General features: G+C 66.1%; 13 protein-coding genes and 1 pseudogene. 5 read left to right on the plus strand and 9 right to left on the minus strand.

The window, feature by feature from the left end; genetic code table 11:
* Positions 1–329: 329 nt before the first annotated feature.
* The 5 genes from ABD879_RS00520 to ABD879_RS00540 all read right to left on the minus strand — a co-directional run bounded on the left by ABD879_RS00520 (position 330) and on the right by ABD879_RS00540 (position 5,750).
* On the minus strand, positions 330–2,297 hold the full coding sequence (locus ABD879_RS00520; protein WP_345016247.1) for an AAA family ATPase: 1,968 nt from the start codon (positions 2,295–2,297) through the stop codon (positions 330–332).
* Positions 2,294–2,872, minus strand: a complete 579-nt coding sequence (locus ABD879_RS00525; RefSeq protein ID WP_345016249.1) for a hypothetical protein — start codon at positions 2,870–2,872, stop codon at positions 2,294–2,296. Before ABD879_RS00525 ends, ABD879_RS00520 begins: the two co-directional genes overlap by 4 nt.
* On the minus strand, positions 2,869–4,260 hold the full coding sequence (locus ABD879_RS00530; RefSeq protein ID WP_345016251.1) for a hypothetical protein: 1,392 nt from the start codon (positions 4,258–4,260) through the stop codon (positions 2,869–2,871). Before ABD879_RS00530 ends, ABD879_RS00525 begins: the two co-directional genes overlap by 4 nt.
* Positions 4,261–5,147: 887 nt before the next feature.
* The gene (locus tag ABD879_RS00535; RefSeq protein WP_345016252.1) at positions 5,148–5,390 is read right to left on the minus strand and encodes a hypothetical protein; all 243 of its coding nucleotides are present in this window, start codon (positions 5,388–5,390) and stop codon (positions 5,148–5,150) included.
* 3 nt (positions 5,391–5,393) lie between these two features.
* Positions 5,394–5,750 carry a hypothetical protein gene (locus ABD879_RS00540; RefSeq protein WP_345016253.1) on the minus strand — a complete coding sequence of 119 codons (357 nt, stop codon included), beginning with the start codon at positions 5,748–5,750 and terminating at the stop codon, positions 5,394–5,396.
* A 197-nt stretch (positions 5,751–5,947) separates the two neighbouring features.
* On the opposite strand from ABD879_RS00540, the gene ABD879_RS00545 reads away from it, so the two are divergent.
* Positions 5,948–6,757, plus strand: a complete 810-nt coding sequence (locus ABD879_RS00545) for a GntR family transcriptional regulator (RefSeq protein WP_345016255.1) — start codon at positions 5,948–5,950, stop codon at positions 6,755–6,757.
* Entirely contained in the window at positions 6,754–6,927 is a 174-nt protein-coding gene (locus ABD879_RS00550) for a hypothetical protein (protein WP_345016257.1), read from the plus strand. Before ABD879_RS00545 ends, ABD879_RS00550 begins: the two co-directional genes overlap by 4 nt.
* On the opposite strand, the gene ABD879_RS00555 is transcribed toward ABD879_RS00550, so the two are convergent.
* The 3 genes from ABD879_RS00555 to ABD879_RS00565 all read right to left on the minus strand — a co-directional run bounded on the left by ABD879_RS00555 (position 6,928) and on the right by ABD879_RS00565 (position 9,088).
* The gene (locus tag ABD879_RS00555; RefSeq protein ID WP_345016259.1) at positions 6,928–7,728 is read right to left on the minus strand and encodes a GntR family transcriptional regulator; all 801 of its coding nucleotides are present in this window, start codon (positions 7,726–7,728) and stop codon (positions 6,928–6,930) included.
* Positions 7,729–8,007: 279 nt separating this feature from the next.
* Positions 8,008–8,241: a DUF397 domain-containing protein gene (locus ABD879_RS00560; RefSeq protein WP_345016260.1), complete on the minus strand. Its 234-nt coding sequence runs from the start codon at positions 8,239–8,241 to the stop codon at positions 8,008–8,010.
* Positions 8,198–9,088: a helix-turn-helix domain-containing protein gene (locus tag ABD879_RS00565; RefSeq protein WP_345016262.1), complete on the minus strand. Its 891-nt coding sequence runs from the start codon at positions 9,086–9,088 to the stop codon at positions 8,198–8,200. Before ABD879_RS00565 ends, ABD879_RS00560 begins: the two co-directional genes overlap by 44 nt.
* 302 nt (positions 9,089–9,390) lie before the next feature.
* Between ABD879_RS00565 and ABD879_RS00570 the strand changes: the two genes are divergently transcribed.
* The 3 genes from ABD879_RS00570 to ABD879_RS00580 all read left to right on the plus strand — a co-directional run bounded on the left by ABD879_RS00570 (position 9,391) and on the right by ABD879_RS00580 (position 10,164).
* On the plus strand, positions 9,391–9,642 hold the full coding sequence (locus ABD879_RS00570) for a hypothetical protein (protein ID WP_345016264.1): 252 nt from the start codon (positions 9,391–9,393) through the stop codon (positions 9,640–9,642).
* 67 nt (positions 9,643–9,709) lie between these two features.
* Complete coding sequence (locus ABD879_RS00575) at positions 9,710–9,934, plus strand: hypothetical protein (RefSeq protein WP_345016266.1); 225 nt, start codon at positions 9,710–9,712, stop codon at positions 9,932–9,934.
* Positions 9,935–10,011: 77 nt separating this feature from the next.
* Entirely contained in the window at positions 10,012–10,164 is a 153-nt protein-coding gene (locus ABD879_RS00580) for a hypothetical protein (RefSeq protein WP_345016268.1), read from the plus strand.
* Positions 10,165–10,239: 75 nt separating this feature from the next.
* Here ABD879_RS00580 and ABD879_RS00585 read toward each other — a convergent pair.
* Positions 10,240–11,199: pseudogene (locus tag ABD879_RS00585) on the minus strand (ATP-binding protein).
* Between the last annotated feature and the right edge of the window lie 40 nt (positions 11,200–11,239).

The following is an 11,239-nucleotide window of genomic DNA, read 5'->3' on the forward strand; positions in this document are numbered from 1 at the left end:
GGTGAATCCGCAGCCGAGGCGCTCGGGCCCGGGGTGACGCGCGAGGGCGGCGATGCTGCGCCTCACTTCGGGCCGCTCGGTGCAGTTCTCGACCGCGTTGCGGTGCCGGCGAGTCGGCCGCATCGGAGGCGCGCACGCAGCCGAGATCCACCGGACACAACCAGTAGGACGTATTCCGAAGTGAGGTGAGCGTCGCCGCGGCATCACCACCACAATCCCGGCACCGGCGGCGTGCCAGCCGCATGGCTCACCCCCGCCATCGCCAGGCAGACCACCGAAGCCGCCCTGCCGCTGGTGGCCCCCTCTTCACCGTGCTCACGGCGTAAAGCTCAGTCCTCGTCCGTGGGTGTGATGATCCGCACGGCATCGGGCCCCGGGTGCGCGATGGTGGAGACGGTGGGGTGGTCGTAGCTGAAGTCGAGTTGGGCGTAGTGGCCGCGGTAGGTGTCGGGGAGTTTCTTGTCAGCGATGATCAGCTGGACCGGGGCTTGTGTCGCGGCGCGTTCCCGGCTGGCATCCGCCTGCCTGACCAGGCGGCGGTAAACGGCGGCGGCGAGTCTTTCGTCGCTGATCGCCAGAAGCGGGTTGTCGATCATAAGCAATGTGGGGTAGCGGGTCTGGCGGTCTCGCAGTGCTACCGTCAGCAGAGACAGCCAGTAGGCGACCTGGGTGGCGGTGGTGATGCCTCCTCCAGGGCCGCTGAATTCGGTGTATCGCCGTCCATCGAGGATCGGCAGGTAATTGTCCGGGTCGATCCTCGCAGTTCGCACTGAGGGAATGCCCAGGGCGGCGACGGTCTCCTGGAACTCCGCATCGATCGCTTCGAGAATCTCGGTGCGCCTGGATCGCGCCGCTTGCTTCGCCTGCTCGATTTCGTCGAGCAGCCTTTTTCTTTCCTTGTGGAGTTCTTCGACGCTGCTGCGAAGGTCTTCGACGCGATCCCACTGCCGCAGTGCTTGCTCCAGGTGCTGCTGCCGGGTCTGGGCGGCGGCCATCCGGACGGCTGCGTCGCTGAATACCTGCAGTCGTGGGGGGATGCGCTCGGCTGTGCGTGCGTCGATCTTGGCGGTCAGTTCCCGGACCAGTTGTTCGCGTTCGGTCGCGGCTCGCATGATGGCGCTGAGTTGCTGGGCGATGGCGTTGAGATGGTCGTCCATTTCGACCAGTTGCTCGGTGAGCTGCTTGAACTCGTACTGGTCGGTGAGATGGGCGACTTCGGATGTCGTCACAGGGTCGGGCTGCAGGCAGACCCGGCAGTGGCCCGCGGGAACGTCCCTGCCGGTCAGAGGCTGCATGCAGCGGGGGCAGGTGGTGAATTCGATTTGAGTCAGCCGTTGGCCTGCGTCCTGCATGCGCTGCAGGCGGTCGATGTCGGTCTGGACCCTACGTCGTTCGGCGCGGTATTCGTCCTGCTGCCGGACGAGTTCGGTGATCGTGCTGCGGGCTTCTGCCAGGTCCGCCTCGGCCCGGTCCAGCAGATCGCGCAGGGCGCGGGTTTCATGGTCGGCGATCGGTTCGAGGTTTTGGCGGAGCGCGGCCTGTTCGGTCCGCGCTGCCTCCTGCTCGGCAACAGCCTGTGCGTAGGCCTGCTCTGTCTCCTCGCGGCCGGCGGTGCCGGTGGTGCGTAGGAAGTCGAGCACGGTCTGGTGTTCTTTCTCGGCTTCTACGATTTTCGCATTCAGTTCGTTGACTTTTGACTGCAGTGCCAGGGTGTCCGGATCGGTAATGTCGAACAGCAATTCGAAAACGGTCTTGCGCTTGGGTTCGCGGTAGGATTCTTCGCTGTGGGCGATCTGCTGGTTGATGGCCGATTGGGGTACGTACAAGAACAGGAAGACATCGGCGAACGTGATGCGATTGCCGGCCCGGGTGTTGCCCTTGGTGCGTGCGGCCGCACGCATGTCGTCGGGCAGGCCGAGCGAGGCCATCAGCAAGCTGTTGAGGCTGGGGGCGCCAGAGGCGGACGAGGCGCGGCCGATGCGGTGGTCGGGCAGACGCTCCTGGTTGATCAGGTCGGTGACACGGGCGATACGGCGTTCGGTCTTGGCCAGGCTCCGGGACAGCTTCAGGTGGGCATCGCCGATCAGCACATCCAAAGTCACGCTGTTGACGTGGTTCACGGCCACATCCGCCAGGACGGCGTCGCCGCCGAAGCCGAACTTGATCAGTTCGAGCAGTGTGGTCTTACCGACACCGGTGTCGCCCGCCAGCACCGTGAGTTCGGAGGGAAACTCGTATCGAACTTCTCCTTCCGTGGTGTCCAGGGCGACCGAGTTGATCCTGAATCGTGTGGTCACGAGATCACCTGCCGGTGGGGGCGGTCCATGAGAGTGGCCAGTCGTCGGTAGATCAGTTCCTTCAAGGCGTTTCCGCTCAGCCCGGACGATGCCTCGGCGATCGCGGTGCAGCGTTCGCTGAGGTGCTCCCATTGCGGGCTGGAGGCCATGGCGGTGGCCAAACGCTTGCCTGTGGGGGTGGGAGCAAGGGCGATACTGCCGCGGCGGCCCGTCGCATAGCGCAGCAGTCCGCGGCCGACGAGCGCGCCGATGACGGGATAGTACCGGTCGTCCCAAGGACCGTATTTGTAGCGGGTCATGGGCGCTTCCACCTCGGTGGGCGCATCAATGTCATCCGCGGACAGATGCAGGCGCGGGTCAGAGGGATCGAGGCGATCGAGGACCGTTGGAGCGAGCGCCGGATAACGCAGCAAGAAATCCAGCTTGGCCAGCTTGGTGAGTCCGTCGAGCTTGCCGGCATGCCCTTTGGTCTGAGCGATCACGGCGACCAGAATCAGCACTCGGGCCTGGTGGTAGGCGAGATCCTCGCGCAGTAGCGCGAGGAGACGGGGATCGGTGCTTTCCAGGGGCCTCATGAGGTGGCTTCCTGCCGCGCGCGTAGGGCGTCGATCGCCGCTTGTACGTCGAAGGCCGCGCTGAACCATATCTTGCACTGGTCGGCCAGGTCGCAGAGACCTCCGAGGAGGAGGTCGGCGTCCAGCCCCGGCTGCGGTGCCACCTCGGACAGCTCATCGACCAAGCGCTGGAGCTCCACCCACAGTTGATCACCCCAAGGCTGGTCGGGAGCGGTGACCGCCCTTGTCGCCTCATCGGCGATCCGAAGCAACCGGCGGACCAGGCGTTCCCTGTCTGCGCGTGCGGTGGGATCTCCGCCGACCCGCCTGCTCCAGATTCTGCGATAGTCCCGTTTGAGATGCTCGGCACGTTCGATGGCATTGTCGGAGCAGCCGCCCTCTTGCATTTTGACGGCCAGCCGAGTGGTACGGCGTAATGTGGGTAGCCGCCGGTAGGCACCAGGATGCGTCAGGGCTGTACGCACGGCCAGATCGATTTCGGCCAGGGTGACGGTCCGGGGAGCGAGACGGCGCTCTGCCTCGACCCTATCCGTTGTCGTCACCCCGAGCGGATACGCCAACACCTGGGGAAGGTCACCGCGCGGCCGTGGACCGGCGGCTCTCATCCTGATGCGGAACAACGTGAGGACCGCCTCCCACACCGCTTCAGCAGAGGTAACCGGTGCGTCGAGCCGCTGCTCCAGGAGCGGCTTGACGAACATGCCCGGTGCTGCATGGCTGATGAACGCCCGGGAAGGGCGACTGTGCTCGATGGTCAACATGGACAGGAATCGGGTCACCTGATCGCGCTGTTCGGCCGTGGGGATGTACCCGCGCCCCTGTTGGCCGTTGCGCCACAGTGGGAGGTCAGCGGCGTAGGCTGCCAAAGCCGCGGCGAAGTCGGTGACCACCTTCTCCGGGCCACCCGTGATCGTCGGGGCCGCGCCTGCCTGACCTCGATCCCGCAGGTACCGCGCCGCTTTCTCCAGATCCTGGGGTGCTCCGGGTCTCAGCCCCGGAGAGGTGACCAGGCGGCATTTCGGCCGCTCACCGAGCATGGCCCACCGCTGGAACAGATGCGCCAAGCCGCCGTCCTCCAGGAGACTGCGAACAGTCGTGTAGGCGCCGAACGATGTCTCCTTGTGCTTGGCCGATACCAGCTCGGCCGCATCGCCGCGCACCGCGACCCAGTCTTCGTGATATTCGCACACGATGCGGCAGTTCTCGGGTTCGGTGAACCTTCCTTGATCGTCAAGGGTGTCCCAGTACATGCCCAACCCGTCGGCCGCTGCCATGGCGGCCTGCCATTCGAACAGATCGGCGGTTCTGGCGCCTGCATCATCGGTGGGCTCGACGGACAGCAGATACTGGGTCGCCGTCGCGGCGTCTTCCTCCCGGCTCACCACCACTCTGTCAACATAGCGTCTGTAAGGCGCATTGTCTGAGAAAGTGCAGTCTTCGCACTCCGCCCTCTGCGAGCGTGACATCAAGATCATCTTTAATGATCTCAGTTCGAGTAGAAAAGCGCAGCAGGCCGACTGCTGGACCGGGCTCGGCAGGTGTTGCTTGTGAGCCGTCCGCTTTGGACGATGCGGCCACGAGTGCCGACGCGGATGGCACTCGGCTCGGTATGGTCGTCACTCGCGTCCGGTTCTGGTGACCGAGGTGACTGGCATGCCGGACCACGGCACCGCTTCTGCACGACCGTCGAACCGGGCTACACCGTCGTCCTGTGCCACACGGCCTGGGGGAACGGGCGCCCGCCGCACGAACCGCAGCGCACCCCGTCCAGCCTGCTGATCAGCACGCTCGGAAGTGCTCGCGGCGATCCCTCGTGCCTGCAGCGACCGGCGGATCGCCGCTGAACTACAGGCCTTGTCGGCGATCACCCGATCAGGTCGAGGACGATCCGAACCGCCCCGGGGCGCGGGGACCGCCGCAGCGGCCAAGCGAGCCGCACGGGTCGGCCGGCCCCGCGGCGGCCAGCCCGTACAGCCCCGAGAAACCCGCCACAGCGGCGGACGCGGCCGCGATCGTCATACCGGAGATGACCCACCGGTCCCGAGAGGGCGGCTCGGTCGCCGTGTTCGGTACCGCGTCAGGTATCGGCTCCGTACGGCGGAGAGGGCGGCGTCAGTCGTGGGCATCGGTCGGTCCCTTCAGATTCCGTCGTTGATGGACTTGCGGCGGCGCCAGCGGGACCGGTACCGGCACTTGCGGCAGCGCCGCATGCCGGCCTCGGTACGGGCACCGCAGGGGCAGGCACGTCCTCGGATGTCGGTCGGGATGCGCAAGGTCACCTCGTCAGGCTGTGCGGAGTGGTCGTCTCGTCGTGCGTGGTCGTCCCGTGGCGGGAGCGGGTCCGGACCGTCACGCCGAGGAGGCGGCGCGTGGACGCGGTGGTCCGGGACTGCGGGGATCCGGTCAGGCTCATGCGCCGTTCCTCGGCGTGAATGCCGGCCAGAAGCGTCACGAAGACACCGAGCACACCGCCGGAGATGAACACGGTTAGGAGGAGCACGAGGAATCCGGAGAGCATCGGTCACATTCCCTTCGAGGTGTCCGAGCCGGGGGTCACGGAGCCGGCGTAGGAGCGCCACGCGTCGTGCTGGGCGCGCGCGCCGGAAAGGATCGCGGCCACCTCGTACCGGACGGGCCCGAAGTCGCGGCCCGCGCAGTAGTGGCCGTGGTCGAGCGACCTCGTCTCGATCTTCATTCCGAGGAGGGCCGCGATGCGGTCGACCTCGGCGCGCATGGCGTCGTCCGTGCCGCGCGGCGGGAACACGGTCAGCGTCGTGAAGGCCGGCGTCGGCACCTCGGGCCGCGTCTCCAGCAGCGTCACCAGGGAGCGGAGGCCGGCGATCAGACGTCGGCGCTGGTCGTGGTCGGCGTAGGCCATGAAGATCACCCCTTCCGGTTGTCGGCGCTCCGGCGGGAGCGCGAGTGGAACCATGGTGTGCGCGCACAGCTGTACGCGTCAAGTATTGAGCGCGAAGCTGTGTACTAAAATCTTGGTGCGCACAGCATGACGCGCTGACTCGTGCGCGTTAGGGTGGGCGGAGCACGCCGGCGAGACCGAGGAAGGGCAGATGCGCCATGACGGGCCCCGCGAAGGAAGCCCCAGGAAGCGGCAAGCTCTATGAGATCGTTCGAGATGAACTGATCGACGAGATCAAGTCGGGCGCCTACCCGCCCGGGGCCCTCCTGCCCTCCATGCGAGAGATCACGGTCCGATGGACTGTGAGCACCACGACCGCACGAAAGGTGCTGTCGGAACTGGCCGCCGCAGGCTGGGCGCGCTCACAGGGCACGAAGGGCTACGTTGCCGCAATCCCCTCGGCGGACAGCCAAACGCCCGTTACCAAGGACAGTGGCGCCGCGTCGTCAGGGCCGAGCGTGGGGCTGGCAGCCGTCCGCAGCCCCCAACTCGTCCCCGTGAACGGCTCCCTAGATGCGGTGACGACCGCACTGGACGTACGGCAGGAGCCTGCGCCTGCCGAGGTCGCGCTTGCTCTGCGTCTGGCCGAACCGCGCGCGTCTGTGGTCGTCCGGCGCAGGCTGGCCGTAGACGCCAATGGCAGCCCCGTGCAACTGCGCGTGAGCTACACGCTTCGGGAAGTTGCGGAGGGCACACCGCTTGCGTCTTCAGACACCATCGACGAGCCGTGGCTTGATGCGCTGGCCGGGCACACGCATAAGCGGTTGGTGCTGGCCGAGAGCGTCATATCAGCCCGTCACCCGAACGACACTGAAGCCGCCATGCTGGCACTCGCGCCGACCGCATGCGTGCTGGTACGAGTCGACGTCGTGCACGACGAGGCCGGCCGGCCGGTCGATTGCACGATGACGATCTGGCCGGGCGATACCACCCGGATCAACGCTCTCCCCCCGGCGGGCGCCGAATGAGCCGAGATGAAGACACGTCACCCGAGCGTCACCAGTCCTCGGCTTGCCCGTTCTGCGGTTCGGAGCGCGTCGAAGAGGCCACCACGGTCGACCTGGCGTTCGGTGAAGAGATCCCCTGCAAGGTCTGCAAGGACTGCGGCCGGACGCTCTTCGCGCGGGAACGCGACTGACTAACCGCCCGCGGTATCCGACGCGCTTGCGCTCGCTGCGTCGATGGGCAGCCGGTAATGGAACTCGTACCGATCGGCCCGGTAGATGATCTTGGCGACCTCGACGGCGACGTCTCCGGCCCAGAAGGTCTGCCAAATCTCGATCACCGGAACGCCCGGAGGGATCCGCAGCAGCTCGATCTCGTGCGGCTTGGGGAGACGGGCGATCAGGTGCTCTTCCTCCGTGTCGACGTGATACCCGATCGCGTCGAACCTGGGGACGATTCCCTTGCCGCCGTGCGGTCCCTCGTGCGGATTCTCGATCTCGGTGCCGCCGGTGATGGCGAGCGGCTCCCAAGCGACGCTGACCGAGACCGGCTGGCCGCCCATGCTGATCTTGTACGAGGTCTCGGTGACCGGCGCACCCTCGTCGATCCCCAAGCGCTCGGCCACCTCGGCGGGCGCCTCGACGTGCTCCGTCGAGTGCTCTATGTCCAGCTCCATGCCGCCGCGTTCGGCTTCCTGCTGGTAGGTCGGGCGGTTGTGCGGACGCTGGAACCGATCCGGGGCCACGCGCACCACCCGCGGCGGAGGAGCCGGCGCGACGAACGCACCCTTGCCCTTGTGCGTGTAGATCAGGCCGGCGTTCCGCAGCTCTGTGATCGCGTGCCGAGCCGTGATCGTCGAGCACCCGTACTGCTCGCAGATCTCCCGTTCGCTGGGCAGGCGCGCGTCAGGGCCCAGCTCACCGCTGTCGATCTTGCTTCGGAGGTCGTCGGCGATGACCAGGTACAGAGGCTTGTAGGGATCGCGCTCAGCCATGGGCGGATCCTCTCACACATTGCATGTGAACATAATAGGTTCAACCTCGTATGTTAATATACGAGGTTGTTTTCGCTGTCTTTCGCCAGGTGAGCGCCCTTTCTTGCAAGCGGAACGGAAGGAGAGAACGAAAGGGGCGTGCTCATCCGTTGCCGTTCGGAAGAAAGTCCAGTCAAGCGGAGAGAAGGCGGAACAACAAGTAGGGCCCCGACCGTCGCCGGGACCCTCATGAGCGGCAGGAATGTGCGAATTGTCTAGAGCGGGGCGGAGCGGCCAGGTTCAGCCGAGGTCGAAGTCACCGCGCTTGATCTGCTCGAGCGCGGCTTTCCAAGAATCGGCCTTGAACGCCAGCACGGGGCCCTCGGGATCCTTGGAGTCCCTCACCAGGGACAAGCCGCCGCACTGGCCCACCTGGACGCACTGGCCGCCACCGTTGCCGCTGTAGCTGCTCGTGCGCCACGTGACTCGGCTATGCGGGAAACCCGTCGTCCCCTGGGCGCCCTTCTGGTTCATCCGGCATCTCCTCGATCACTTGGCGGATCAGCGCGATACTGTCGGAGGGGTTGAGCGCTGACCGGCGGAGGCGTTCCAGTACCACGCTACCGTGTGCCGTTTCCTCTGGCTTCTCGTAGTACTGGCATCCCATGAAGTGCTCTACATACAGCACATCCGGGTAATCCGCAAAGTGTAGGAGTGTGAACGGACCGTCGAAGGCGACATGGTTCGTCGACCGGTAGGACGCAATCTGCACTTCGACGTTCGGCAGTTGCGCAAGCTCGATCAGGTGACGCAGTTGCTCGCGCATGGTGCGGTAGGTGCCGATAACGCGCCGCAGGGCGCCCTCTTCGATGATCTGGGACACGCGTAGGGGGCGCTCTGAGGAAGTCAGCCGCTTCTGTCGGGCGAGACGCGCCTCGACCGCCCGATCGATCTCCTCTGGGGTGGTGAGAGCGGTCGACGTTCGGAACACGGCCCGCGCGTACGCCTCCGTCTGAAACAGCCCGGGGATCAGGTGGACGTCGTGCGACCGGTACTGATCGGCTTCCGACTCGAACTCCAGATAGTCACCGAAGCCGCTCTTCAGTACCGATAGGTACGAATGCCACCACCCTTGCTTCTTGGCCTCCCGTGCAAGGGTGATCAGTTCTTCGCGTCGGGACCCGGCGATCTTGTATGCCTCGCAGAGCTCCATCACCTCCCCGACCGTCGCGCGCATCTTGGCGGTCTCGATCCGACTGATCTTGGCCTGGTTCCACCCCAGCCGTTGCGCGGCCAGTTCCCCCGTCAGCCCGAGTCCCTCGCGTGCTTGCCGTAGTTCCCTGGCCAGCCTCCGGCCACGGATCGTCGGCACGTATGCCATCGGTCCGTCCCTCTGAAAAATGTTGCTCAACATGTTGAGCGAACCTCGTATACGAGGTTAGCGTACCTCGTATACGAGGTTGCGCGGGTGTCCGGTCACGACACCCCACGTGCCCGTCACGTCCGCTCCGACCTCGGTCGGGGGTGCGCTCGCGCAGCGCACCCCGTGGGGGAGGTCTGGTGCTCCGTGCCCGCAGCCCCCCAGGGCACGGAGCACCAGACCGCACAGCCAACAAAGAGCCGGTAACGACCCCAGGAGCACCCGATGTTCCTCAACAGAACGCACGAGACGAACACGCCCGGATGGCACCCATCGGAAGCGTCGCGCTGATGTCGCCGGACAAGCGGTTCGTCGAGGAGCTCTACAACCGCGCCATCGTGAACGTGTACGAGCCGTGGACCCGTCGCGGCGTCTCGTGGGTCTCGCGCGCCGAGGCCCGACGCGCCGCGCACGTGGTCAGCATCGCGCGGCAGAACCTCGCGATGCTGACCGAAGCGGAGGAACGCGCAGAACCGCCGCACGCCATCCGCGACGACTGGCAGCAGGCGGCATGACCACCGTCCGACTGCCGGTACCGCTCGCCATCGCGCGGGTCTCCCACCTGGCGACGGAGCGGCAGCCATGACGAATCCGCAAGTCGATGTGCGCGTGGTCAACGCCTGCCCGGACGGCCACACATGCGGCGCGGTGTCATGCATCCTCGACGGCGCCGTCGAGATCATGATGCCGAACGAGAGCCTGCTGCACCGCTGCCGCAGTCACTGGCCGCCACTCCGGGACCTGCTGATCGCACGCGGCCACGTGATGCGCTACACCGACGCCGCGCGACTCCGCCTGCGGCAATGACCGCTCGCGACCGAGTACACGTCGCCACCAGCACCACAGGCAGGCGTTGCGAACGCCGAACGTGCCCGTTCACGGCGATGATCTCGGTTCACATCAACGACAGATCGATCAACCGCACCTACGGCATGTGCTGGCTGCACTGGCGCATCCTCGTCACCCTGTACACACAGGCAGGCGCGTGCGTGCACTACGACGACAACGCCATCGACCTGATCGCCCAGGCGAACTAGCCGCACCGAACAACCGCACACAGACAGTGGCGGGTAGGCCGTCAACGGCCTACCCGCCACTCGTTCTTCGCCCGCTCAGAGCGCCGCGAGCGCGCTCGGCCCCATCACGAAGTCAGGGTCGATCTGCTGCGACAGATCCACACCGACGCTGCGGTTCCCCCAACTCTCAGCCGTCTTGAGGTGGAACTCGACCGCCTGCCGGGTGAACTTCGCCCAGTCCTTCGGACGCGCGTCGGCCTCCCTTTGCAGCCGCCGCAGCACCTCACGCGCGGACACGTCGAGCGCCGCCAGCTCGAACGGGCGCTTTGCTCCATGGCGCGCACGGCCGGCAGGTGCCCGATGCACGCGAGGAGGTCATCGCCCACGTGCGCGCGCAGGAACGCCACATCCTCGGTCGACTGGATCTTGTTGCCCACGACCGCGATGTCGATCCCGTAGTCACCGGCGTAGTCGGTGTACTGCCGGTAGACGGACACGCCTTTCCTTGTCGGCTCGACCACCAGGAACATAACGTCGAACCGCGTGAACAGACCGCAGGCGAACGTGTCCGCCCCTGCGGTCATGTCCACGACGACGTACTCCCCGGGCCCGTCGACGAGGTGGTTGAGGTACAGCTCGACCGCTCCGGTCTTGCCGTGATAGCAGGACACCCCGAGGTCATCCTCGTCGAACTGCCCCGTGGCCATGAACGTCACGCCCCCGACGCTCCGTGACAGCGCACGGATGGGGGCGTCGCCTCCAATGCGCAGGAGCCGGGAGCCACGTCCTGGGGGCGTCGTTTTGATCATCTCGGCCGTGGAGGCGATCCGCGGATTGTCTCCGCGAAGGGTAGTCCTTGATCTACGTGAGGTGCGCCCCCAGCGCCGGCACGCCGGCCGCTTCCTCCTCGCTCATGCCGAGCGCGACGCCGAGATGCTGGTTGATGTCGGCGTCGATCGCGACGACCGGTACCCCCTCGGCGGCCAGGTGCCGGATGAACAGCGAAGACAGCGTGGTCTTGCCGCTCCCGCCCTTGCCCACGAACGCAACCTTCACGAACCCTCCCAAATTGAACATGAAAACCGTTGTCATTCTA

The sequence above is a fragment of the Actinomadura keratinilytica genome, from assembly GCF_039539665.1.
Taxonomy (GTDB): domain Bacteria; phylum Actinomycetota; class Actinomycetes; order Streptosporangiales; family Streptosporangiaceae; genus Spirillospora; species Spirillospora keratinilytica.